Here is a 25867-nt window from a genome sequence, read left to right as displayed (position 1 = left end):
CTACCTCCTGTTCCCGGCTTTGGCAGCCGCGCTGCCCCAAGACTGGATTTGATAATGAAGAGACAGGTTATCACGGGCTCGGAACACCCGATTGGGCAGCGCTTTGCCATCAGCATCGGTTTCGAACTGCCGAAAGCCGCGCGTGAACCTGAACCGAAAGCCGCTATCACGCGGAACCTCGAAGCAGCCCTCATACCGCCCACCACCTGTATGCAGAAGCTTCATACCCATTCCTCCGTAGATAGACTCATCATATATATCCTGGGGCGGTGCTTCTACACTCATACATACGCTCACATACCCCGATAATTCTTCCAAGACTGTGTACATGCATGATGCCGACAGCTCTCCCACCGTCAGGGTGACCACTGAATTACCAGGTCGTAAAGGAACCAGTTCCCCGGTTGGTCGTACCTCCAGCACCTCAGGATGATCGGACTTATAGTCCCCTTCAATCACACTCATGGTGAACCCGCTGTCGTAATGAAGCAGTGCATTGATGTGACAACTCATTCCGCCTTTCAATCCGATAACATCCCTTCCCTTCAGCTCCAGAGAAGTTGGGTTACCGATTCGGCCAAACATGTACAATAAAGGCAGATGAACACGCTCTCCCCAATCCGCTTCCTGATGACCGGCATCCGGTTGTTCCAGAAATGCGATATCCTTGCCAGGTTTGTATCCCAGAGCAAGCAACTGATGAACCATATCCCTTACCTGGGAAGGCAGAAACAGTCCTTCTGCGTCTCCAATATCCATCCACATTTGAACCGGAGCATTACTCTCAGGCATGAGGTACATGTTCTCTTCCTGCAGCCTGCTCTCCGACGTTTCATCCAGCTGCACGTCCACGAAGAAAGGCGAGAGCATCATCAGTTTGCCAAAAATATCAGGATGACGTGTTCCGATATGGAAGGTGCTGAGTGCCGCTGCGGAAGAACCAAGCAGTCCCGTGTTGTCCTTGTCCGGAAGCGTGCGGTAATGCTCGTCAATGTATGGCTTCAGTTCATGAATGATAAAGTGTTCATAGTCCAGGCCTGAGCATCCCACACTCACCGCTTCTCTTGTAGGCCTGATGAAATGATAGAATTCATTGTGTGTAACCGGACGCACATGGGCTATCCCGACAATGATCAGCCCGTCCATCAAGCCTTGAGCAATCAGCCGGTCTGCCACCTGATCCACATTCCACGTTTCATTTCCCGCAGCCGAAGGACCAAAGGCCCTCTGACCCGCATGCATGTATAACACTGGATAGCGATGATTCACATGCTCCTTGTAGCCTGGTGGCAAATAGATAAATATCGTTCTCATGTTACCCAGCCGGGATGCATTGAAACCTTCCACACATTCGATGACAGAATGAGTGTTCACTGAGCCATCAACCGCCTCTCCTATGGATTTTCCTCGGTACACTACCGGGTTTTCGATATGCCTCCTGCTCGTGCTCTGCCCTCGGCTGCATCGACAAACAACCCCGTCTCAGAAGAGACGGGGTTGTTTTAAAACACCGAGATGTTCTAAAATGCATAGCCCTTATATTAGTGTGTCTGCGAATAGTTTAAATCTGTTGAGGCTTGTTTGTAAATATGGAAATAGAAAAAAAATGCTCAACAAAAAGTTATTGACAACTCCGCCATTATTTAATTATCATAACGTTGTGATTATAACTAGAGGGCCATGCTTTTAAACCCATTCGGTTTAGGACAACCCCGGTAACTCCAGCAGGAGGTGCCGGGGTTGTTGGCATTCAAAAAGGAGGGGACACGTTAGGGATAATCGGTCAACGACTGACTTGAAAGCGCTTTTCTGATCAAGGAAGAGAATACACATCTAATAAACGAAGGGTGGATTACCATGTTCAATTGGACCAAGCGAATTATCCTCAGTACCACGCTAACCCTCAGCTTGCTGGCTGGCAGCGCACTTCCATTATTCCCGGCTGCCTCTGTATTCGCAGATGCCGATACGGCAGTAACCAACAAGCAGAATTTCAGCACCGATGTCATTTATCAGGTGTTTACCGACCGATTCCTGGATGGCAATCCCTCGAATAATCCTACCGGGGGGGCCTCTGATTCCTCCTGTACCAACCTGAAGCTCTATTGCGGCGGCGACTGGCAGGGATTGATCAACAAGATCAATGATAACTATTTTACCGATCTGGGCATTACGGCACTCTGGATCTCCCAGCCTGTCGAGAACATATACTCGCTGATCAACTACTCCGGTGTCAACAACACGGCCTATCACGGATACTGGGCACGGGACTTCAAGAAGACCAATCCGGCATTCGGTACGATGACCGACTTCCAGAACCTGATCAACACAGCCCATGCCAAGGGCATCAAAGTCATCATTGATTTCGCTCCCAATCATACCTCTCCTGCCATGGAGACTGACACCTCGTTCGCAGAGAATGGAAAGTTGTACAATAACGGCACTCTGCTTGGTGGCTACACCAATGATACGAACAAATACTTCCACCACAATGGCGGCTCTGACTTCTCCACACTGGAGAATGGCATCTACAAAAATCTCTATGATCTCGCTGACCTGAACCACAATAACAGCACCATTGACACCTACTTCAAGGATGCGATCAAGCTCTGGCTGGATATGGGCATTGACGGAATCCGGGTAGATGCGGTGAAGCATATGCCGATGGGATGGCAAAAGAACTGGATGTCTTCCATCTATGGCTACAAACCGGTATTCACGTTTGGTGAATGGTTCCTGGGTTCATCCGCATCCGATGCGGACAACACCAACTTCGCCAACCAATCCGGCATGAGTCTGCTCGACTTCCGTTTCAACAATGAAGTACGTAACGTGTTCCGTGATAACACATCCACGATGGTTGCCCTGGATTCCATGATCACCAGCACTGCCGCTGATTATGCCCAGGTGAATGACCAAGTGACTTTTATTGATAACCATGACATGGATCGCTTCAAAACAAGTGCCGTTAACAACCGTCGCCTGGAACAAGCTCTTGCATTTACACTTACCTCTCGGGGCGTACCAGCCATCTATTATGGCACTGAGCAGTATATGACAGGTAACGGTGACCCGGATAACCGTGCCAAAATGCCTTCGTTCTCCAAAACAACAACTGCTTTTAACGTCATCAGCAAGCTGGCTCCATTGCGCAAAACTAATCCAGCCATCGCCTATGGAACAACCCAGCAGCGCTGGATTAACAATGATGTGTATGTGTATGAACGTAAATTCGGCAACAACGTGGCCGTCGTAGCGGTTAACCGTAATCTTTCGACTTCCACATCCATCAGTGGCCTTACCACTTCACTCCCTTCGGGTACATACAACGATGTTCTTGCAGGTGCATTAAGTGGTAATAACATTACCTCTACAGGAGGTAACGTCGCTAACTTCACTTTGGCAGCAGGAGCTACAGCAGTCTGGCAGTATACAGCCAATACCACTACACCAACCATCGGGCATGTGGGCCCTGTAATGGGCAAAGCGGGTAATACCGTTACCATTGATGGTCGTGGATTTGGTACTACCAAAGGCACTGTCTATTTCGGTACAACCGCTGTTACCGGTTCAGCCATCACATCATGGGAAGATACTCAGATCAAAGTGACCATCCCTGCTGTTGCCGCCGGCAACTATGCAGTTAAAGTCGCAGCGAGTGGAGTCAACAGCAACACTTATAACAATTTCACGATTCTTAGTGGCAACCAGGTTTCCGTTCGGTTTGTCATCAACAATGCATCCACGACACTCGGCCAGAATCTCTATCTGACGGGCAATGTTGCGGAGCTGGGTAACTGGTCCACAGGCCCTCTCGCCATTGGTCCGGCGTTCAATCAGGTGATCTATTCTTATCCAACCTGGTATTATGACGTGAGCGTGCCTGCCGGAACGAATCTGGAATTCAAGTTCTTCAAAAAGAACGGCTCTACCATTACGTGGGAAAATGGCAACAATCATACCTTTACCACACCAACCAGTGGAACCGCGACCGTTACAGTGGACTGGCAATAGTCATTCCTTCCTTCCTTGCCCTATCATTCAACCCGGAATCAGACGCGATAAGCGCCTGCTCCGGGTTCTTTGATTAGGCTCATCCTTACATATGGCATGCATTTACTATTGATAGGTCCGAATGGATTTTAATCCTGCTGCCGCAATAATCCCTACCCCCAGCAGCAATGCTCCCAGGCTCTCCAGCACAGTTTGGGCACCCCACTGATCAGCCAAAACGGAAACTACCGTTAATCCCAGGATCGGGGCTGTACTTGTTATCGTTCCGAGCACCCCGTAGATTCTCCCCTGCAGCTCATCGGGAACCTCGGCACGCATCATGATCTGGGTTAACATCGTACAGCACGCAAACATGGCTCCCCCGGCAATGATCAGCGGCAAGGCCACCAAAGGAGAAGATACATTGGATAACAGCATATACAGTGGACCAAGGACCAGTAGACCGATAAACACCCATCGTCCCCTCCGTTTCAGCCGATTTCCTGAGGCAATCAGAATCCCGGAGCCTAGCATGTACCCCAGCGGAATACATGTCTCGATCAGTCCGAACTGGACAGGATTCGCCTGCCATACTTTGACGGCCATAACTTGAACAAGCATGATGGCTGACATGAAGAAGAGAATCAGCAGCGGATTTAGGATAACGATTGAGCGAATCAGGGGATGTGCAAAGATATAGGAGAACGAACCGCCCCACTCCTTTACGAACGATCCTCTATGCATGGAAGAGCGCTGTACATCCGGAAAACGTCCGGCCAACATTACACATATCGCAGACAGCAGAAAGGTCACACCCGTAATCATAATAGCCGTAAATCCTCCAAATGCAGAAACCGCAATGCCCGCTGCGGCCAATCCGCTGATCCGGGCAATATTATCGACCAGATGAATGGTTCCTGTAGCTTGCTGCAGATGCTCCCTCCCCACCAGACTGGTTACCGAAGCATGAAATGCAGGCGCCTGAAACAGGCTGGAGAACATCGAAAGGGAAAGCATAAGCAGAACGATTGGAAAAGGAGCTTGCAGCACAAACAGACTCACTGCGATGATAAATGCCATGGCCCCGCGAAACAAATCCGACGACAACATCAATGTTCTGCGATCCAGTCTGTCGGCAAACGTACCCGCGAATGATCCGAACAAAAAACTGACGACCATATTACATACTTGTACAGCTGCCATACTCTTCGCACTTCCCGTGGTCTGCAATACCCACAGACTGATGGCAATGCCGTTGAAACAATCACCAAATACGGAGATGCCATAGCCACACAAAATTCTGCGATAAGCAACATTGCGCCAAAGCGCCCTGTTGGCCATTTTCTGACTCTCCGCAGCAGCAAGAGCCCCGTTTGGCCCCACTTCCGGTTCCGGGGACTGTAACGTTCCCATCGATCTTTTCCTCCTCTTGTCATTCGGATCTCAAACAGCAGGCAGGCGCTTCCGGAACAGTTCCAGCGATGAATGGAACCTCTCAGAAGCGCCTGATTGGTGGCCTGGATATGTTCTACAGGCTGTCTATGCGGTTAATTGTTTATCACGTTATCCTTTGGAGGCGCCAGAGGTCAGCCCCTGCACCAGGAAGCGCTGCAGGAATACAAACAACAACGTAATCGGAATGGCGATCAGTACAGCACCGGCAGCAAACATCGTAAAGTTACTGTCCTGATAACGGCTAACCAGATCCCACATGCCAACTGCAAGTGTCCAGTTCTCTTTTGTCCGAAGTACCAGCCGGGCAAAGATAAAGTCCATCCACGCACCAGTGAAGCTGGTTAAGGCTACATAAGTCAGCATCGGCCGGGACAACGGCAGAATGATACTGGTGAACACACGCAGATGACTGGCACCATCAATTCGTGCTGCTTCATCCAAACTGCGCGGGATGGTATCAAAGAACCCTTTGACAATAAATCCACCCAGCACAGCCCCGGACGAATAGACCAGAATCAACGCGGCATGAGTGTCCAGCAATTTGATCTGAAGCAAAATAATATAAATGGCAATCATGCTCATGAAGCTGGGGAACATCCCCAGGATCAGCATGGTGGATAGAATGGTCTTACGCCCGCGAAAACGGAAACGGGATAAGGCATACATGCCCAAAGTGACCATAAGCGTTGAGAAAATCATCGTGAAAAAGGCGATCTTCAACGTGTTCAGATACCATGTGCCATACATGAACGACGGGTTGGTAAACAGTTCCACGTAATGGGCCAGCGTGAACGCTTCAGGCCACAGACGTTCACTGTACAGCGCCGCCCCTGGACGCAGTGACGAGAGAAATATCCACAAGACGGGATACACCGATACGATGGCAATAATGACCAACAGCACATAACTGATCGCCAGACGCATGGGATTGTTGCGCTTTTTCATTGGATCATGTCCTCCTCCTTGAACGATTTGGAACGACGGAAATTCCAGATGGAGAACGACGCAATAATCAGGAAAATAATGATGCCGACCGCCGAAGCCATATTGAACTTGTTGTTATCCAACGTTAATTTATACAACCAGGTCACGAGAAGATCGGTTGATCCCGCGTATTGATAATCACCACGCAGCGGATTGCCGTTTGTTAGCAGGAAGATGACATTGAAGTTGTTGAAATTCCCGGCAAATTGCATAATGAGCACCGGTGTCGTAGCGAACATGATAAAAGGAAGCGTAATAATGCGAAACTTCTGAAATCCGGACGCACCGTCTACCTCAGCCGCTTCATACAAATCCCGTGGAATCGCCGTCAGCACGCCCAGTATGAGCACCATGCTGACCGGGATTCCGATCCACATGTTTACAATAACAACAGTAACTTTTGCCCAGAATGGATCAGTTAACCATGGCAACCCCTCGAGGCCAAAAGCCTTCATATACGTATTAATCGGACCAAACTGTCCGTTGAACAGGTTACGCATCAGAAGCAGTGAGATAATCTGCGGAATGGCATAAGGAAGAATGAAGATCGTCCGCCACACCTTTTTGAAGCGAATACCCTTTTGTTCAATAAGAAGCGCAACCAGCACCCCGCCGAAATACGTGGTGACCGTTGCCAGAATGGCCCAGATCACGGTCCACGTTAATACCCCAAAGAAGGTATGGCTCCACGATTTAAGCTGGACCAGATCCGTGAATGTCTTGAAACCGACCCAGTCCACCAGCTTGGCGGGCGGAATATGATCCGGTGCCGAGTAATTGGTGAAGGCCAAGGTAATCGTAAACAAAATCGGCATAATCGTGAAAAACAGGATGCCCAGTGCAGGGATGGATAAGAAAAGATACGGAAATTGTTTATCGAGCAGATATCTCAGGGAAGCAGAAGCTCCGGTGGCCTGCTTGCCTTCCTCTCTTAATTTTCCCGTGAGGTACGCATCCCGAATATTGAAGATATACAGAAGAAGAAAAACGAAAAATACCAAAAGTACTATGATTCCGTTGAGCAGCAAAAAGATGGAGTGGTCGCCCTGCTGCAGCACCGTTGATCCATTGACCTTGACGAAACGCTGCGTCTGCTCGCCCAGCGTCCATACGCCCCATACGGCCTGATTCAAACGGGGAATCAGATAGGCGAGTCCCACTGCCTCTAAGATCAGAAAACAGATTCCCTTGATCCACTGACGGTTATACAACTGTCCAAGTCCTTGGAGGACAACGGACAACACAGCTGCTGTCATGCGATGCTGTCTTTCTCTATTCGGCTTAACAGTGACTGGAACATGCTGTTGTTTCATTCATTCCTACTCCTTCCCGGCAAGCGAAGTTACCGATCAGTTATAACAGAGTGCAGAGGACATGTTAGCTTCCTCTGCACCTGCTCTTTCTTTTTTTATTGGACGGTTGCAAGGCTCTCCTTGACTTGTTTCACTGCGTTATCCAGAGAGGTTTTTACATCCTTGCCTCCATCCCATATGTCGGTAATTGCCGCGCTGATGGGACCCCATACGTTATCCATGGCAGGAAGCGAAGGCATTGGGGTGGAGTTGTTGAATTGCTCAAGGAATGCCTTCGTGATTTCATCCCCTTGAATCTTCGGATCTGCCGCCACGTCTTTATTGGCCGGGAGCGTTCCGTTCAGCTCAAAGTTGACCATCTGGGATTCGGCACTGGAGAGATAGGCCGCAAACAGCTTGGCAGCATTCGGATAGGTTGTAAATGCATTGACGTAATACGCCTTGACTCCAGAGAAGGAGGTCATCGGTTTGCCTTCAATGGCCGGGAGTGGAGCCACACCGAAGTCAATGCCAGCATTGCGATAATCGGCGATGGACCAAGGTCCGTTAATATCCATGGCCAGTTTTCCACTTGAAAATAGACCTTTTTTGATGTCATAGTTCACATCGCCCATTTTCACAGGCAGTACTTCCGATTTCAGCGTTTGCAGGAACTGACCACCCTTGATAGCTCCCTCATTGTTGAGGCCAATGTCCTCGCTGTTCATGCCTTCATCGCCAAAGATATATCCGCCCTGAGAAGCCAGATAAGCAAAGTTGTAATAAAATTGCTGGAGTTCCCACATCAGAGTGTACTTGTTGTTTTTGGTGTCATTAAAGGTTTTGGCAAAGCTGATAATGTCATCAAATGATTTCGGTGCTTCGGGATAAAGCTTTTTGTTATAAAATAACGCATAGGTTTCTACGCTGTAGGGATATCCGTATAAGATGTCTTTGAAAGTTACGGCTTTAACCGCATTGTCACTGGTAGATTGTGTGGTCTGTTGCTCAAAAATATCGTTCGGCAAGATCAGTCCAGCTTCTGAAGCGCTACCAATCTTGTCATGCGGGAAAACGACTACATCCGCAGCCAATCCTGCGGGTCCGTCCGTAGTGAGCTTGGTCACTTGATCGGTCGGCGGCAATTCCTCGATCTTTACAGTAACGCCGTACTCCTCTTCAAATTTCTTCGCACGCTCCTCGATAAAGCTGCGCTGATTTTTATCCTCCCATATGACAAGGCTCGCGCCCTCTTCTGGCTGAATATTTTCCGCGGTCACTATGGTTTCCCCAGTCTCACCGCTGTCTGTTGTGGTCGGCGCAGCGCCTCCACCTCCGCTTGAACATGCGGTAAGTGCAAGTGCCATGAAACCTGCAAGTGCTGCTTGCTGCCATTTTCTCATTGAATTTCCCCCTTTTCGTAGTCTTGATCGATGCTGTACTCGCGCTTTTCACCCGTTTTTCTGTGTACTGTTCCTGTACTCCGAAGTTCGCCGTGGTTCCGTTTGAAAGCAATACAAACGTTTGCTCATATCAACCTCAGACTGGTCCAATCCTTATGTAATCGGGATGAATATTCTAGGAAGTATGTTGATTTAATTCATGTAAGCGCTATAATAACAATAACATCATACAACAGCAAACTTTGTTTGTACAAACGTTTGCACAAGTCATTTTCGTTCATTTTCCGTCACTTTTGTGGTGTTTCTTTCTGTAATTTCCTATTTGCTTGATCTCCCACCATCTTCCTTTATTTTTCGTTTCTCCTCTTTACCATGAAGTAGTTAGCAATTGATTTATCGAAGTCTTTGAATTAACATAGGAGACATGTTGAAATGCTTGTACAGAAGGGATTTTTCACATGATTACAATCAAAGATATTGCCAAATTGGCGGGTGTATCCCCTTCTACGGTCTCACGGGTTATTTCCAACCATCCCAGAATAAGTTCGGAAACATCACTCAAAGTGAAGCAAATCATGAAAGAAATGAATTATCATCCAAATATGATGGCTAAAAGCCTTGTTTCCAAAACGACTCAAACCCTGGGTATCATGCTGCCCCGACCTGCTGAAGAGCTGTTTCAGAACTACTTTTTCGGAGAATTGCTTCGGGGAATCATTACCCATGCCACCCGCATGAATTATGAACTTCTTCTCTCAACGGAAACGTCTTCCAGCGATGAATTGAATGCCATATCTCGCCTGGTACATGGGCGGCGCGTGGATGGCATTTTGCTGCTTGGCTCCAAACGGGAAGACCCGATTATTTCGTTTTTGGAGGCGGAAAAGTTTCCTTTTGTACTGATTGGCCGCAGCGAAACGCATCCTGATGCTCCGATGGTGGACAATAACAATGTACAGACGGCTTTCGATGCAACCACACATCTGATTGCCCAAGGGCATAAACGAGTTGGATTTGTTAGCGGACCACCAGACTTGACGTTGTCTCATGATCGCCTGCTTGGATACAAAAATGCGCTTGAAGAAGCGGGTCTTGATGCTAACAATGACTGGATCGTGGAGGGAGAATTCTTGCAGGAAAGCGGCTTCCGGTCGATGTCCCTGTTCATGTCGCTACCCGACAGGCCCACCGCCCTCGTTGTTATTGACGACAATGTTGCCTTTGGCGTACTTCGCGCTTTGGCCGAATTGGGATATAACGTTCCTGAAGATATAAGTGTTGTGAGCTTCAACAATATTGCCTTGTCGGAACTTGCATCGCCGCCGCTTAGTTCGATTGATATCGGAACTTATCAGCTGGGCTATACCGCGGTTCAGGTACTGTTGAAAATTCTGAATGGGGAGCAGCTGCCTCAGAACCCGGTCATCATCCCGCACCGCTTAATTGTTCGAGATTCGTCCCTGTTTACGCTGTCCGGGAACCCTTAAACATGCATGTGCAAACGTTTGTCCTACTATTCTGCTGTCCTATACTCTCGTCTGATTAGTCAAATTAATAAAGCAATTATTCACCGAAAAGAAATCTTTTAAATTTTTCGCCCTTGTAAGATTACAAAAAAAGAATCGACTCTCTATAAGAAGAGAGTCGATTCTTTTTTTAAAGGGTATGATCAGTAGCCAGACCTGTAATTATTTGTAGTGTAAGTTGTTGTGCTTGTTCCCACAATGGAGATAAATGCAAAGCTACACATGGCAGCTAATATAAGCATAGTTTTTTTCGTTAGACATGACTCCTTTTAATATATTTTTGTATTGAGTAACCTGTTTCTCGGTAGACGATAGTGGTCAAACATCTACGATTACAGCCGCGCCCGGAAATGACAGCGTAGAAATCCAAGCAACAGGCCCTTATAATCTTGATATATCTGAACCAAAAAATGGAACAGTTAGGGGTTCGTGGACTTATGATAATCCCGGTAAAATTGTCAGTAAAGTTGCTCTAGCCATGGAACTAGAATACAGAACAAGCTTTCTTGACTTCACTTGGGAAACTATCGATTCCTACGCTTTTGTATATGGAGGTGGTTTGAGTGACCATGAGGGAAATGAACATACCTTCCGAATTTCTGAAAAAGGTCAATATCGCGTTAAGCTTGTAGGTCAAGTCTCATATATAGGCGGACACCATGACGTTTTGCTTTGGTCAGGGGCAAGAAGTTATGATGGAGGGGGAATTATTATTTCAGACGAACCAGAAGCAAAATAGTAGATTTGAAAGGAGCCTTATGAGGCTCCTTATTCCATTAAGGAGGAAAACTATTTATGGAAAGAGAAAGTCAAATAAAACAACGTATACAAGAAAGATACGATATAGTAGAAGCACTGTATTCATCGTGGTTTACTGAAAACCCTACTTTAGTATTTCCGAAGGAAAAGTTTTATCAACGAGAACACATCGAGAAGCATAGAGCAATAACTTACCTATTAAATAAAGGCTACATAGTCGCAAATTCAGTAGAAAATGAGCCTGAGATGGTTGAAATAAGCATAACTTCTGATGGCATAGATTTCTATGAGCAAGATTTTTTGAGTGGCAAGGGTAACGGATGGTCAATCGTTACAGAACACAGTGATAAAGAGTAGTTGAAAAGAAGAAAATGTCGAGGGACAAGAACATATTCCCAATGAAATCGCTATTTTAGCGGCTTTTTTATGTTCAGGAGAAAGGAAAATAGTTATGCAAAAGAGAGTCCTGATAAAACAAAACACACCGTGGAAAGAGGCAGTAGGTAGGACTGAGAGTTAAAGGGTTCGCCCATCCGACTGGCCTATGTTATATGGGGTAAAACTGAACGCGGTGTATACATAAAAAATACATCGAATTGTATCCAAGTAGTGGCTGGAACTGGGCTGGAGCCGTGACCCATATACACCATGTTAGACCACGTGAATATGGCGGAACTAATGCTTTTGACAATTTAATACCTATCCCTGCTAGAGTGCATGAGTCGATTGTAAGTCCTTGGTTCACAGGGTATTAATATGATAAACTGACTTCACAGGCTTTTTGTGAAGTCAGTTTTTTTAAGAAGGAGCAATGTAAATGGATGTATTCAAAGACTTTAAGAAATGGTCTGACCAAAATGAAGGTCACATTGAAATACTTACTCCTGCTGGGAAAACACCTGCTATTAATAAATTTTAACCAAGTGCATCAGAAGATAAAATCAAAGAGCTTTCCGATTATTTTTCTACTCCCTTGCCTCCAGACTACATAAGCTTTTTACAATTATGTAATGGAGCGTCCTTGTTTGCAGACCCTGAATATGGCGGGGGAAATTTCTTATACTCAGTCCAGGATGTCATACATTACAATGAAGCATCAGATAATAAGATTGTGGTCGCTAATATTCTTGATGATCGAATCCTAATTGATTTAGAACGTTGGCGTTCCGGCAATGAGCAATATTTGTTGCTTTGTGAGAGTTTATTTTCTGTTGAACACACAGGACGATTCTACAGCAACTTTGAGACTTGGCTGGAGCGTTTCATCATTTCTCAAGGCTCAAAGTTCTGGTATTGGAAAACAGAACGCAGTTTTGAAGAGAAATAACTCCTTTAAAAATCAATCTATTTCTCTTTATTCTCACCTATTAATGCAGAATCCTCTTCAGTAATCTTCTATTTTATCACCGGGATTCTTCCTATTCCAGAAACCTTGCTCAATTAATCAAGATTCTTTAATTGCTCTGCCCAGACTTTAAAATGTATTTATCCATGACGAAGTTCTTTTATGAACGTTCAAAAGAAGCCCATACACTGGTATGAGCTTCTTTCATATTTCAGTTATTTAACTTTACTTGCTAGCAGAACAGAAACAAGAAGGCCTCATTATGACATCTTCCCATTCCTGATAGCCCCTGCACTGAACGATGGATTAGTAAGAGCTCCATCCTGCATCTGCCGTTACGACTGTTCCGTTCACGAAGCTGGATTCATCCGAACCAAGGAACAGCGCCACCTGTGCAATTTCTTCACTCGTCCCTACACGTGGATTGATCGCCATGCCCAGCTGTTGTCGCCCTGCACCAAATGGGCTTATCCCGTCCATGGACGAACTGATGTTGGTTGCCACCCCACCTGGAGCAATTGCATTACAACGAATGCCTTGTTCGGCATACATGAAGCCAGTGTTTTTCGTTAATCCTACCACTGCATGTTTGGAGGCTGTATAGGCTGCACCTGCTCGTCCACCGTTTAACCCACCTGCTGAGGCGATATTCACAATGACTCCTTTTTGTTTCTCCAGAAAGATTGGCAGCACTTTGCGTGTCGCACGCATGACACTGGTCGTGTTGATTGCAAATACTCTTTCCCACTTGTCATCCAGAACATCGGCAACTGGCTCCATGCCGTCCATAATGCCTGCATTATTGACCAGAATGTCCACTGTTCCATAGGTGTTAACCGTCGTATCGATCAGGTTCTGAATATCCTCTTCCTTCGCCACATTGGCAACCACAACCGTCGCTTCTCCACCATTTGCCTTGATATCCTCAGCAACCGCCTGCGCTGAAGCTTCATTGATATCCGATACAACCACCTTAGCACCTTCTTGCGCGTACAGTGTTGCAATTGCTTTACCCATGCCTGAACCTGCCCCTGTTACTACAGCTACTTTATCTTGAAGTCTCATGTTGTATCATCCTCCATGTATTCGTTTACAATAAGTTAACAAACAAATGTTCATTAACTCTTATCCTTAGTATAATAAGTCATAGCATTCCTCTTCAATCAGTAAAAGCTTGTCCAATTGTACGTTAATCAACACTTCTAATTCCGAATGTACTTTATCTTAAAATACCTATTTACGAGGAGTACTGCCTATGACCGAATTTCCGAGTTCCATGGATCGAAGAATCAAGAAATCCAAAGCGGCACTGAAGGATGCCCTCATCCAATTGATGCAAAAGCAGTCATTCAAAGAAATATCCATTACCGATATCGTACAGCTGGCGGATCTGAATCGGGGAACCTTTTATAGACACTATCAATACAAGGAAGACCTGTTCAATGAGATCATCGATGACATCATTAAGGATCTGGTCTTCTCCTATCGTGAACCTTATCTGGATAAAGAAATATTTGAAGTAAGTCATATGCCCTCTTCGGCAATCAAAATTTTCGAACATGTACATCAGCATGCGCAATTCTACACCCTTGTCGTGAAATCGGAGGCATCGTCCAATTTTCAGCAGATGATCTGCGATGTTCTGCGTGACCTTGCCCTTCAGGACCTAAACGAAGTCTTTCCGTCCCACATCAATCGCGAGCTGCTGGCAAGTTATCAATCCCATGCGATCTTTGGCATGATTATTGAATGGATTCGGCAGGAATTCAAACATAGCCCCGCTTATATGGCAGAAGAATTATTCAAAATCATTAATTTCAAACCCGGTGATATGGTGGTTCAGTCTACCCTAAAATGAGTTCAATGATGCGAGTATGCATGTATGCCAAAAAGCGACCGTTCCCCAATGATTAACAAGGAACGGCCGCTTTGTATATTTATGAAAATTAAAATTATAACCCCAACTTCTGCCCTTTCTCCAACCGCTGAATCTGCTGCTCCCCGGTATCCGCCAGTTCACGGAACTGATTAATGGTCTCCCGCATCCGTGGCAAGGCCTCCTGCTTATACACACTGATAGAGTCGAGCGCGGAAAGCACATCCGTGAACGCCTGCTTCATCGTATCAACGGAAATGCTGGCCTCATAAGCTTGCTTCTGGATGGCAATGCCCTGATCTTTCAGCATTTTGGACGTACCTGCGATCAGGTCGTTGGTTGTCCGGTTAAGCAGTTCAATCTTCTGCAATACAATCTTCTGATTATACAAAGCACTCGCTACAGTAACGGCAATTTTCAATGCCGAGATCGTTACATTTTTGGCTCGATCCACACCTCGGATCAGCTCCTTATTGTTACGGATCACGACTTCAATCGCCATAATGCCCTGTTGGTTCACGACCAACATCTGCTGCAAATCCATGACCCGCTGACGCAGCGGGAACAAGACTTCTTCCGTAATAAAGCGGACTTTCTCCGGGTCCTCGTTACGCACCTTGGCAGCTTCGATCTGCGCATCAATCGACTCATCCATGAGCACGCCAAGCTGAATTTCCTTCTGCAATCGTTTCGTAAGTTCCCGCAGATTTTGCTGTTCAATCTCCAGTGTGGTGTTGTCGTTTCTCAAGGTTGATCTGCCTTTATCCAGCGAGGTCACGATGTCGGCAATTACCGCATCCGCCTTCTGGTATTTCAGGAAGTAGGCCCGCAGCGGATTGAACAATTTGCCAAGGAATCCGGTCTTGGCAAAATCGACGACGCTCGGGTCGAGATCCTTCAGCTGCATATGCAGCTCGGTTAAGCCTTTGGCGACCTGACCGCCCTCGTCTCCCGTCTTGGACAGATGTCCAACGGAGACTTGAAGCAACGCGTTTTTCTCGGAAGATGATCTCATCGTGTTCATGCCAAAGCCGTCAATGGATTGCAGAATCTCTTTGCGTTTCTCCAACGATTCAAGATCCAGTGTCATGATCATCTCCACGTTGGCATTCGCCACTTGTTGCAGCTCCGCTACCTCGGCAGGTACGGGTTTTACTTCTTCCTCAATCACCTTCTGAATTTCCTTCTGGCTAGGTATCTCCATCGAAAACGACATCCAAGTTCCCCCTTCAATTACGTGCTGTATAAATGAAATAATGAACCATATACCAAGGCGTACCTTCAAACTCAGGCAAGAACACACACGCACTCGCTCGACCCATGCTTTGCCCTTTTCCAAGGAACATGAGACGTCTTATTCGGACTCCAGACCCTCTTTTTCAATCGTAAGGAACACCAGACACGTTATTTCCTAACCCCCCTCAAAAAATGCGACATGCGGCACTAAATCCCGATATAACGTGTCTCAGGTTCCTTTAGTCTTCTGCAACTGCTTCAAACCCTTGAATAACGTGTCTCATGTTCGTTAGTGCCCCGGACACGTTCGGCCCGGTTCAGATTTTCATAACAAGGTTTGAAAACACGCTCCAGGTCATTTCGAGTGCAATCCCCGTGTTACATCTGCACGTTGAACAGGTTACCGATTTTGTACACCACGTCGTCAGTATCCGCGTTAATGCTCGCCGCTTCGTTAATGCTGGAAATGCTCTCTAAAGCTTTAATGTCCGCATTGTAACCAATCGTGTAGATCGGTACTTTGTACGTCTCGACCAGATCACGGATATCCTTCAGGGTATGACCCTCGTTGGTCTCGCCATCACTGAGGACAAAGATTAGCGGTTTCACATTCGGATTGGCAGCCATATAATCTTCCAGCATCTTCATCGCTACAACGATGCCATCGAAGGTTGCCGTACCGCCACCCGCTTGCAGGCTATCCACCGTACCGACAAACATGGACTGCTGATTCGTATCATACTTCGCAATCGGCAGGTTCACAGTCACCCCGCTGGAGTAAGAGACGAGGCCGATACTGTTGTCTGTGCCCAGGAACTTTTGACCTTTGCGCAAGGATTCCTTGAGTCGGTTCAGCGGTTCGCCGTCCATGCTTCCAGACACGTCGGTGACAAATACGGCTGCGATCGGTTTGCTGCCGTTCTTTTTCTCTTTCCATACTTTCTGCGCAGACAGCAGCGTATCGCCATCTACTGTGGCCAACTCGGACTTGTAATCCTGCAAGCCGTTGAATCCAAATTCTTCAGCCGATTGTTGATACTTCGCTTGGGTTACGAATTCCGCATACTTCTTGATGATCTCCTGCTTGTTCTGTGGCAATTGTCCCAGTGCATACAGCGGGCTATCATGTCTTACGCCAAACGGTGTAAAGACGTATCCGCTTTTCAGATCTGCGGTGTTTACGTAAGTCTGATATTCCAGTACAAAGGCGTCCAGACGCCCCGACTTGGCTGCTTCACGCATCTGAATGGTGGTTGATGCTGTAAACGGCACATTGGCCTGGAACTTCTCAAAACCCTCAATGGCCTTCTTTCCGAGCGGATTAGAGCTATCATATGTGTTGAGTGCAGTCACGAGAAAGTTTAGCCCCGTGGAACTGGCAAACGGATCGGTATACCCCATTGCAAGTTCGTTGTTGGCTATCGCTTCGGTCACGGTTTTTACATTAACCGAGCCGTACGTGTCGACCAGTGCATCATATTTGGCTTTGGAGATCACAATACCGGGAACGTTCCCCACCAGTCTTTTGGATACGAGATCTGTCTTTACACCGCTCGCGGCCACCATCTCGCCCCATAACTCATTCGAAGGGGTAAATGCATCAGGCACATATTTGCCAGACTTGATATAATCAGCAGCCGTACCGGATGCGATATTGCGTAATTTCACTGAGACCTGTTTGCCACCAACGGTAATGTTAGCCTTGTTGAACTCCTCGGTTACTTCGGTTAACCAGCCATCGGCTCCGGTTCCCGCCTTCTCAATCGAAGAGAAAATCTCTACATAATCATTCGTTGTATTCTCGACCGTAATCGGGAATTTGGAGATATCCGGCAGAGACTCTGCCACATCGACCGGATCGAGATCGATCTGTCCTTTGACCGGTTCAGCCGTTGCCGGTGCAATGTCCGCATACAGCTTCCCTAATTCTTTGCCTGCATTCTCTGTCGTCACCTGTGTACTGGATTTACCAACGTTCGATGTCAGCGTAATCCCTGCATATACCAGGCCAAACACGAGCAACAGCATCATGATCGATATGAAAAAAAACTTCCCCTTCTTCGCCATAAGGCAACCCCTCACTGTCTGTATAATTTGGTGTGCTTGATTAATTGGTCAATTTCCTGCATACAAGGCATCTGTTCAATGTCTCCGGCTTCAAAGCTGTCCAGCCTGGAGATTTCCAGCATCAGCTGGTCAAGCTTTAACAAAATTTCCTCATTGGTATGGAGCGAGTTCTTCACATAGCTTAGATAGTCGTTATATACTTTGGTCTTTTCCTGAAAAAGCTTCTGGGGAAGTGTAGCGGATTTGGACTTCATCAGGCTGGCGTACTCCACTTCATCGAACACATTGAGCCGGTTAAGTACACTTCGGATGTTGAGGTATAACAGCTTCTCCACTTCGAGGGTGACCGAAGCAAACTTCTTGTAACTCAGTTCCCCCGGATCAAATCGCTGATTCAGCACGTTCAGGAGGGTTTCTTTCTTTTTCTTCATGCGGTTCAATTGGGACAACCCCAGTGTGATATCTTCCTCAAGCACTTTAATGCGTCGATAAAAGGATAACGCTTCCACATAATCTTCATGGGTTTCGATCTGCTTCACGGGCAGAACTACAGGCTGCCTGAACAACAAGGTGTAGCTTCCATAGAAGAGAGCAAGCACACTGCCGAACAGACATGTCACCGAGAGCGCTGTCGTAAAGGCTCCCCCACTAAACCCCAGTCCGATGAATCCTGGCGAGAACAGCAGCACATCCATGACGACAACGCCGAAGATCAGCCCCAGCAGTTTTATGTACTTTATCATGTAAATCATCAGACCTCCTTTCGCGCTATGTGTTGGACTTTTATGTCGATATTCCCCATTGGAACTTTATTTCATTGTACATGATGTCGTCGCATTCGGGTGGATTAATATGGATATTCATAATATACGTGGCATGGGCTTATCCCATTTCATCTTTAGAGGGACAACGTGGAACCGATTTTGTAACCTTTGGAAAAAGAGCCTGGCGCCCTTGAACAAACGGTGACGGAAAAATAAATGTTATCAGGTAATACGTGGTAATACGGAGTGCGTGTCATTTTTTATATAGGGCTTATTTGATAAAAATTTTAAAAAAACACCCCGACGCCAGCGCCGGAGTGATTATGATGTTTTGTTCTTCTTATTGGCTCCTTAGAGCAAATCTCTTTTAATCTAATTCAGCTTGAATAAATTCCGAAGCGGAATCTCCAGTTCCGGATATAACTCCGATTGAATCGTTTCTTGCTCCGTGTACAGATGACGGTTTTGGTAACTGCCTTCTTCCAATGTGTACACATGAACGGTCTGATTCCCAGGATCAACAATCCCATATTCATTCACACCATATTTCTGATACAGAACCACCGATAAATCCGGTTGGACAACATGGTCAGGTACGTCATACTGTTCATTCTCGCTGAAATACACGTCAAAGGGGGCAACAAATACAAAACATTTTCGATTCTGAAAAAAAGTACGCAATGAGAAGTGCAGCTCACCCACAATAAACGAGTGTAATGAGGTGGGTGCTGGAGACGTGCCATAGGCTTTCCCGTTAATTAATTCCCATGCACCCTCCCAAGTCAGCCAATCCTGAAAAGTATAGATGCCTTTATTATCCGGTTTGGCCACACTTCCTACCTCCTCTTTTACCTAACGAGCATTTTGCTTTTAATATACCTTTGTGTTTGCCCATTTTCATACCATACTTCTTTTACGAAAAGATGGACTCCGGTTTGCTACGCGTTGTACGTACTTCCACGACTTTCCCGGCACAGCCGTTGTCGTCCAATGCCTGGAATGCAACCCGAACGCTATCTTTGCCTGACGTAACCTTCCCAGGGATATCATAGGTAACGTAGAACACTTCGCCAATCTTGTTCATATGAATCCGCTGTTCACCGACTACCGTTCCATCGACAGTGATATGAAATGTTCTCTCATACTTCGTACCCTTTCGTTCAAAAGGAGAATGATCCCCGCCCCAGTATGCCACGCATAGAACGTTCGGTACGGAACCATCCACCGCCAGCTGGTAGCTGAAATAGGCCCCGCTGACACCAAATGCTTCCCGCCACATATGCAGCTTGTTGCGGCCGTCTGTATAGGAACCGTTATGATGTTCCGCACGGCAATTGCTATCCAGAAGATGTCCAATCTCATCCTGCTGTCCGTCAGGCTGTACCCTGTCGATGGTGATATCATTTAATTCCTTTTCCAGCGCATCCCCTTCATCGTTGAACGGCCAATATACCGTATAGAACTCATGATGTACATCATAGAACGGAATCAGCTTCACCGGTTTGCCATCCGAGGTGACATCCTTGCTGATCTCAAATGTTAACGCACTTGCGTCTACCACCTTGATCCATTCGCTCACGTCCTCCTGCTCTGTCCAGATTACAGGAACAGGTGCGGTCTTGGGATTCAGTGCTGTTTCGTCCACGATGGTATCCTCGGGCAGCCCTTCGCTTCCCAAAGCCCCTGCCAGTACAATCGGACCGTACAGGAATGCCACCTTGTGCGCATCATCCCGGGACGTGTATTGGTGGAGCGACATCGGCAGCGTGATGGTGATGACATCGCCTGCGTTCCAATTGCGGTCGATGTCGAGGTATCCGGGTTCCATCCGGGTATACGGATGCGCCGTATCCCCGTTGACCGTTGCCGTCATTGGCTCTTGCAGCCATGAGGGCACACGTAGTCTAAGATTGGCCGAAGCGCTGCCTTCGGTGATCGTCAGGGTACCCTTTTCCGAATAAGGAAAGTCGGTTTCGAGCTTCAGCGATAGACCTTGGGATCTCCAGTCCAGCTGTGAAGCGATATACAGGTTGACGTACAGATCCTGTTCATCCTCGAAATAGATCGCCTCGGCGTATTTGCCCGGGTTCTCCATGCCAGATCCTGTGCAGCACCACCAGGCGGTATCGTGAGTACCATAGATTTTGTAGTGGCCTTGCAGCGTTGACGCAAAGTACGTTTTGTTCCCCGTATCCGGGTCCTGTGTGCCCAGAATATGATTGTAGATAGCGTTTTCATAATAATCCATATAGGCACTGTCGTGGTTCCAAGTATAGAGTTGTTTCGTCAAATGCAACATGTTGTGGGTACAGCAGCTCTCTCCGGTTTTGATGCCCAGACTTTCCATACCTTTGGCTTCATAATGCTCGGAAATACTCGTCGCACCAAACACGTAAGAACGATGATGAACCGTGGTATCCCAGAAAAACTCCGCCGCTGTCCGATAACTCTCATGGGTATGGTCCTGATTGTAAATTTCGGCTGCACCGATGACTTTCGGAATCTGCGTATTGGCATGTTTGCCCTGAAGATCGTCCTGCTTGTGTTCGAGCGGTCTGAGAATCAATTGATGGGTGAACTTGTTAGCTATCTCAAGATATAAGGCTTTGCCCGTAATCCCATACAAATGTGCAAATACTTCATTCATGCCCCCGTGCTCACTTTGAAGCATCGTCTGTACCTGTTCTTCTGTCATCGGCAGCAAGCCTTCTACCGCCCAGTCTGCAAAACGTGTTACCACCTCAAGTGCCTGCTGATTCCCCGTTAATTTATAAGCGTCAATCAGACCGCGGTAGATTTTGTGTACACTGTACCAAGGTACCCAGTACTCGCCGATGTTGAAGCCACCAATATTTTCTGCTCGAAAAGCCATCTGGAAAGCTTCTTCGGACAATCCGCCGATGTTCCCGCTGCCTGTTGTCTGTTGAATGGATGCAAGCTCGCTGACGGCATAATCCAGGGTTTGTTTTAGCGTTTCATTCCCTGTCGCCTGATAGGTTACAGCCAGGGCAGACAGATAGTGTCCGAGAGAATGCCCGCTGATGGTGCGTGCTTCCCAACCCGCGTACCGTTCCTTTTTGGCAGGTAATCCATGGGCTTCAAAACACGGCGCAAGAAAACGATCAATGTCCAGTGTTAACAGATAACGTTCCCCAACCTCTTGTGACGTTTGGAAAACGCCATTTAACAGATCTACATGCTCAGGTCCCAAAAAACCTTTTTTCGTTTCAATCATTATCTCGCTCCTCCTCGAAATGTAGTCGATATTCAGATGTACTTTAATGGATGTACGAAGGATAAGGATAAAATCCGTGTTGCGGTTCATATATTCCTTGCGTTCTTTTTCAATCCAATCCTTGAATATCCTCATATTATCAAATAAAATACAACTACATCAGACTCATAATCCAAGAAAAGGTGGAGAAATCCGTCCTATGCCAAAACCACTGGAGCATTACCTGTGCGGCAAATTCATATCCGAAGGCAACTGGAGCCACATGAAGCGCAGCATGCCTGTTCACGAGGTCATTTTGATGCTGGAAGGCGAGATGTACATTGCGGAGGAGGAACAGCAGTACGTGGTGCGTACGAATGATCTGCTATTTCTGAGGGCTGGACGCATCCACTATGGCTATCAGGTCAGCGATGCTCCCGTCAGCTTTTACTGGGTTCATTATGATTCGAATGAGGGAGAGTTCGACCAGTATCCCACCCATGCGACCATTCAGGTTCCGTCCACGGCTAATCAGCTGTTCAAGCAGCTGCTGCACAGTTCATCGTTCTCACCGGAAGAAGCAGATGCGGCATTGTTACTGCTGCTCAAAGAGCTGGAACGCAACACTCAAGCTGGTTATCGGCCACACAATGCAATCGTTGACCATATCTGCAAGTGGGTGGATATTCATCTTCATACTGAGATTACGGTAGGCAAAATTGCGGAGACCTTTAATTTTAACAAGGACTATATCTCCAAAATGGTGAAACGCGAGAAAGGCATCGGACTCAAAACCTATATCCTCACGGAACGGATTCACCGGGCCAAGCAGATGCTGCTCAATACCAATGCCAGTGTGAAAGAAATTGCGGGACAATGCGGTTTTTCCGATTACAAACTATTCCTGCGTATGTTCAAACAATACGAGGGCAATACACCCACCGAATATCGCAATAATCTGTATTCCACACAGCTCAACCGCTTATAATGAATCTTGTACGGGCGCGAACCTTGGATGTGCTTGTGCGAATGCACCAACTCATAGAATTTCATGAGTCATATATAGAAAATTTGAATTAATCCAGCACCATCAGGTGTGTTACAATTCAAGTCAGCTATATCTCTTATCAAACCAAGAACAGAAGGAGAACTTGAGATGACAACGGCAGTAACGATTCATCCCGCTACAGAAGCTGACCATGAAGAAATTGTACATATTCTCATTGAAAGTTACTCCGAGTACCGGGACACTTTCCAAACACAGGAACAATGGGAACATTATTTGAAGGATATTCGGGAATCGCCGAGCAATCCTTATATTAAGCAATTATGGATTGCCAAAATAGAACATCAGATTGTTGGAACGGTTCAATTGTTTGAGACCGCACATAAGGCTTACCCGAACTTCGAGCTGCCTATTGATTATCCGTTTATTCGACTGTTGGGCGTTGATCCCAAGTGGAGAGGTCACGGCATTGCCAGAGAACTGCTTCAACAATGTGTTGAATCTGCCAAAGACATGGGCAAAAATACGGTGTATTTATATACGGGTGGCCAGATGGTGAACGCGATCCGATTATACGAACGTTTCGGTTTTGTAGAAGACCCGGAATTCAGTTCCGAAAGTAGTGGAGGCAAAGCGATCTGCTACCGTTATGATTCATAATTCTCGCAAATGGTAATAAACCATGGATAGCAGAAAAAGGGATGTCCCAACATCAGTTAACTGACGTATGGACATCCCTTTTTGCGTTATTCTGAGCTAAAAAATCGGTATCGAGCAGCAAATGCTATTCGCATCATTTTCCACATGATTAACCGCCGATTTCCACCAAAATTTTCGCATGGCTTTTATCGCTCATCAGCAGTTCAAGCCCTTCCTGTACAATGTCGTCCAGCTTGATTTTCTTGGTAATCACCTGTTTCACATCAAGTGCTCCCTCAGCAATCAAAGAGATGACCTCAGGGAAGATATGACGATAGGCTAGCGTCGCAGTCAGGTTCGCTTCCTTCACCAGCAGGTCGAAGAAATTCACCTGCAATGGATTCGGAATGGCTGCGATGACAACAACTTCTCCACCTTTTTTAATGACGGCTACGGCGCTATCCATGGTTGGCTGTACACCAGCCGCTTCAAATGCGATATCAATTCCGCCAGATTGCTGCATAATCACTTCAGTGGCATTGACCTTGGCACTATTCACCGGAATGGCACCCAGCTTGGCTGCCAGATTCAGGCGTTCTTCAAACACGTCTACCGCATAGATTTCGGAAGCTCCTGCAGCTTTGGCTGACAGAATCGTCAGCAGTCCAATTGGACCCGCGCCATACACGGCAACCTTCTGGCCCACTTTCAGCTTGCTGTGGCGAACGGCATGAAAGGCTACGGCCGTAGGCTCAATCAGTGCGCCCTCCTCGAAGGATACGTTGTCCGGCAATTTATGCACCATGTACGCCTCAACTACAACGTATTCAGCAAAGCCACCGTCGCCATTCAGCCCAACAAATCCGAATTGGGTACATTGGTTATAGCGCCCCTGGATACAGTACTCACACTGTCCACAGTGATACAACGGTTCAATAACAACACGATCGCCTATGTTGATACCGCTTACATCACTTCCCAGTTCACTAACGGTTCCTGCAAACTCATGACCAAGTGTCAGCGGCGCTTGCTGCCCTGAAAGCGGGTGGTTCTGCCCTTCCTGAATGCCTACGCCATGATGGTAAGCGTGCAAGTCACTGCCACAGATTCCTGCGTACTCGACTTTGATTTTTACTTGTCCTGATTGGGCTACCGGTATTTCCCGTTCTTCGACCCGGACATCTTTTTTGGCGTACCATACTGCTGCTTTCATTCGATTCATCCCCCTTTGTTTGTCTAGTCCATCTAAATTCCAACTCTGTCTATACATTATATCGCTGTTCACGTATTATTCATATTTATAGATACTAATGTTAATATTACTTGTACTAATGCTAAAACGGAGATGAAACCATGAATCTGGAACAGCTTGAATATGTTGTTGAAATTGCCAAAACCCAATCATTCTCGGCTGCCTCGGAGCACCTGCATGTCACTCAGTCGGCAATCAGCCAGTCGATCCACCGCCTGGAAAACGAGCTCGGTATGATTCTGTTCGAACGCTCCCGGCAGGGGACATTTCCCACTCCTGAAGGAAAACCATTTATTGCCAAGGCACTCGATATTTTGCAGCGAATTGATGAATTGAAATCACTGAATGCCGAGACGTCCTCTTTAACCGGAGAACTGCATGTCGCCACCTTTCCAAGTGTGATGCCTTACCTTGTGCAAACGGCGGCAGATATGAAACGCGAACATCCCCAATTGAATATTGCCATTGAAGAGAAAGGTTCCATGGAAATTATCGAGGATATCCGGAACAACAAGACCCACCTGGGCTTCATTGCCATCTACGCCAAACAATTGCGGGAATTCGATGGACTGCACTTCAGTCCGATGTATTCGGGTAAATTGGTCGTATGCACTCATCACCAATCCGAACTAGCCAAGCTTAGCCGAGTCACTCCCGAGCAATTAAAAGAACATAAGCTGGCTTTGTATCGTGATGGATTCATCGAAGATTTCCTGCAGGAGTTCACGTATGATTATGGCCCTCTGTCCATCCTCTTCAAAACGAACAACTCGGAAGCAATCACCACAGTTCTAAGAAATAATATTGCCGCTACCATTGGTCATGACTTCTCCTTCCACCAACATCCGCTATGGAAAGAAGGCATTGCAAAAATGGTAGAGATCGCTTCGATAGACCAACCTAAAATGCAAATCGGCTTCGTACAGACCGAATCCAAGGAGGTTGCTATAGCCGCGGAGCGCTTTGCCCAACGCTTCAGACAGGCGATTGAGCTGGACCAGTTATGAATTCCGAAGCTTGAAGTACAATTTCGGTATAAAAAACACCCCGGCGCGA

Annotated in this window: 20 protein-coding genes and 1 pseudogene; 9 read left to right on the top strand and 12 right to left on the bottom strand. The window is 46.8% G+C overall.

Annotated elements, in window-relative coordinates; genetic code table 11:
• Nucleotides 1-1347: an alpha/beta hydrolase gene (locus JNUCC31_RS19770; protein ID WP_267132526.1), complete on the bottom strand. Its 1347-nt coding sequence runs from the start codon at nt 1345-1347 to the stop codon at nt 1-3.
• A gap of 510 nt (nt 1348-1857) precedes the next feature.
• Between JNUCC31_RS19770 and JNUCC31_RS19765 the strand changes: the two genes are divergently transcribed.
• The gene (locus tag JNUCC31_RS19765) at nt 1858-4014 is read left to right on the top strand and encodes an alpha-amylase family glycosyl hydrolase (protein ID WP_192263626.1); all 2157 of its coding nucleotides are present in this window, start codon (nt 1858-1860) and stop codon (nt 4012-4014) included.
• Between the two features lie 105 nt (nt 4015-4119).
• Here JNUCC31_RS19765 and JNUCC31_RS19760 read toward each other — a convergent pair whose 3' ends face one another.
• The 4 genes from JNUCC31_RS19760 to JNUCC31_RS19745 all read right to left on the bottom strand — a co-directional run bounded on the left by JNUCC31_RS19760 (nt 4120) and on the right by JNUCC31_RS19745 (nt 9127).
• Nucleotides 4120-5406 carry an MFS transporter gene (locus JNUCC31_RS19760; protein ID WP_192263624.1) on the bottom strand — a complete coding sequence of 429 codons (1287 nt, stop codon included), beginning with the start codon at nt 5404-5406 and terminating at the stop codon, nt 4120-4122.
• 150 nt (nt 5407-5556) lie between these two features.
• Nucleotides 5557-6393, bottom strand: a complete 837-nt coding sequence (locus tag JNUCC31_RS19755) for a sugar ABC transporter permease (RefSeq protein WP_192263622.1) — start codon at nt 6391-6393, stop codon at nt 5557-5559.
• A complete protein-coding gene (locus JNUCC31_RS19750; protein WP_090893555.1) occupies nt 6390-7745 on the bottom strand; it encodes a carbohydrate ABC transporter permease in 1356 nt (451 codons plus the stop codon). The genes JNUCC31_RS19755 and JNUCC31_RS19750 overlap by 4 nt, the downstream gene beginning before the upstream one ends.
• Before the next feature lie 95 nt (nt 7746-7840).
• A complete protein-coding gene (locus JNUCC31_RS19745) occupies nt 7841-9127 on the bottom strand; it encodes a sugar ABC transporter substrate-binding protein (protein ID WP_192263620.1) in 1287 nt (428 codons plus the stop codon).
• A gap of 458 nt (nt 9128-9585) precedes the next feature.
• On the opposite strand from JNUCC31_RS19745, the gene JNUCC31_RS19740 reads away from it, so the two are divergent.
• The 4 genes and pseudogenes from JNUCC31_RS19740 to JNUCC31_RS19725 form a co-directional block, all read left to right on the top strand.
• The gene (locus JNUCC31_RS19740; protein WP_192263617.1) at nt 9586-10614 is read left to right on the top strand and encodes a LacI family DNA-binding transcriptional regulator; all 1029 of its coding nucleotides are present in this window, start codon (nt 9586-9588) and stop codon (nt 10612-10614) included.
• Nucleotides 10615-11131: 517 nt separating this feature from the next.
• On the top strand, nt 11132-11392 hold the full coding sequence (locus JNUCC31_RS19735) for a hypothetical protein (protein WP_192263614.1): 261 nt from the start codon (nt 11132-11134) through the stop codon (nt 11390-11392).
• 56 nt (nt 11393-11448) lie between these two features.
• Nucleotides 11449-11769: a hypothetical protein gene (locus JNUCC31_RS19730; protein WP_192263612.1), complete on the top strand. Its 321-nt coding sequence runs from the start codon at nt 11449-11451 to the stop codon at nt 11767-11769.
• Between the two features lie 580 nt (nt 11770-12349).
• A pseudogene (locus JNUCC31_RS19725) lies at nt 12350-12739 on the top strand (SMI1/KNR4 family protein); the annotation flags it as partial.
• Nucleotides 12740-13063: 324 nt separating this feature from the next.
• On the opposite strand, the gene JNUCC31_RS19720 reads toward JNUCC31_RS19725, so the two are convergent.
• Nucleotides 13064-13822 carry an SDR family oxidoreductase gene (locus tag JNUCC31_RS19720; protein ID WP_192263610.1) on the bottom strand — a complete coding sequence of 253 codons (759 nt, stop codon included), beginning with the start codon at nt 13820-13822 and terminating at the stop codon, nt 13064-13066.
• Between the two features lie 211 nt (nt 13823-14033).
• On the opposite strand from JNUCC31_RS19720, the gene JNUCC31_RS19715 reads away from it, so the two are divergent.
• The gene (locus tag JNUCC31_RS19715) at nt 14034-14615 is read left to right on the top strand and encodes a TetR/AcrR family transcriptional regulator (RefSeq protein ID WP_192273168.1); all 582 of its coding nucleotides are present in this window, start codon (nt 14034-14036) and stop codon (nt 14613-14615) included.
• 94 nt (nt 14616-14709) lie between these two features.
• Here JNUCC31_RS19715 and JNUCC31_RS19710 read toward each other — a convergent pair whose 3' ends face one another.
• From JNUCC31_RS19710 to JNUCC31_RS19690, 5 genes are all read right to left on the bottom strand, one after another.
• Nucleotides 14710-15849 carry a toxic anion resistance protein gene (locus JNUCC31_RS19710; protein WP_192263608.1) on the bottom strand — a complete coding sequence of 380 codons (1140 nt, stop codon included), beginning with the start codon at nt 15847-15849 and terminating at the stop codon, nt 14710-14712.
• A gap of 398 nt (nt 15850-16247) precedes the next feature.
• Nucleotides 16248-17936: a vWA domain-containing protein gene (locus tag JNUCC31_RS19705; RefSeq protein WP_192263606.1), complete on the bottom strand. Its 1689-nt coding sequence runs from the start codon at nt 17934-17936 to the stop codon at nt 16248-16250.
• Between the two features lie 11 nt (nt 17937-17947).
• Nucleotides 17948-18679 carry a hypothetical protein gene (locus JNUCC31_RS19700; RefSeq protein ID WP_228469118.1) on the bottom strand — a complete coding sequence of 244 codons (732 nt, stop codon included), beginning with the start codon at nt 18677-18679 and terminating at the stop codon, nt 17948-17950.
• Nucleotides 18680-19072: 393 nt separating this feature from the next.
• Complete coding sequence (locus JNUCC31_RS19695) at nt 19073-19531, bottom strand: Uma2 family endonuclease (protein WP_192263601.1); 459 nt, start codon at nt 19529-19531, stop codon at nt 19073-19075.
• A gap of 82 nt (nt 19532-19613) precedes the next feature.
• Nucleotides 19614-21935: a beta-L-arabinofuranosidase domain-containing protein gene (locus JNUCC31_RS19690; protein ID WP_192263599.1), complete on the bottom strand. Its 2322-nt coding sequence runs from the start codon at nt 21933-21935 to the stop codon at nt 19614-19616.
• A 199-nt stretch (nt 21936-22134) separates the two neighbouring features.
• Between JNUCC31_RS19690 and JNUCC31_RS19685 the strand changes: the two genes are divergently transcribed.
• The gene (locus tag JNUCC31_RS19685; protein ID WP_192263597.1) at nt 22135-22902 is read left to right on the top strand and encodes a helix-turn-helix transcriptional regulator; all 768 of its coding nucleotides are present in this window, start codon (nt 22135-22137) and stop codon (nt 22900-22902) included.
• 168 nt (nt 22903-23070) lie between these two features.
• Nucleotides 23071-23580 carry a GNAT family N-acetyltransferase gene (locus tag JNUCC31_RS19680; RefSeq protein WP_192263595.1) on the top strand — a complete coding sequence of 170 codons (510 nt, stop codon included), beginning with the start codon at nt 23071-23073 and terminating at the stop codon, nt 23578-23580.
• A gap of 148 nt (nt 23581-23728) precedes the next feature.
• On the opposite strand, the gene JNUCC31_RS19675 is transcribed toward JNUCC31_RS19680, so the two are convergent.
• On the bottom strand, nt 23729-24772 hold the full coding sequence (locus JNUCC31_RS19675) for a 2,3-butanediol dehydrogenase (protein WP_192263593.1): 1044 nt from the start codon (nt 24770-24772) through the stop codon (nt 23729-23731).
• Nucleotides 24773-24912: 140 nt separating this feature from the next.
• On the opposite strand from JNUCC31_RS19675, the gene JNUCC31_RS19670 reads away from it, so the two are divergent.
• Nucleotides 24913-25818: a LysR family transcriptional regulator gene (locus JNUCC31_RS19670; RefSeq protein ID WP_192263591.1), complete on the top strand. Its 906-nt coding sequence runs from the start codon at nt 24913-24915 to the stop codon at nt 25816-25818.
• The last annotated feature ends 49 nt before the right edge of the window (nt 25819-25867 follow it).

The sequence above is a fragment of the Paenibacillus sp. JNUCC-31 genome, assembly GCF_014844075.1.
Lineage (GTDB): Bacteria > Bacillota > Bacilli > Paenibacillales > Paenibacillaceae > Paenibacillus.
This window is presented reverse-complemented; position numbering and strand designations above follow the sequence as displayed.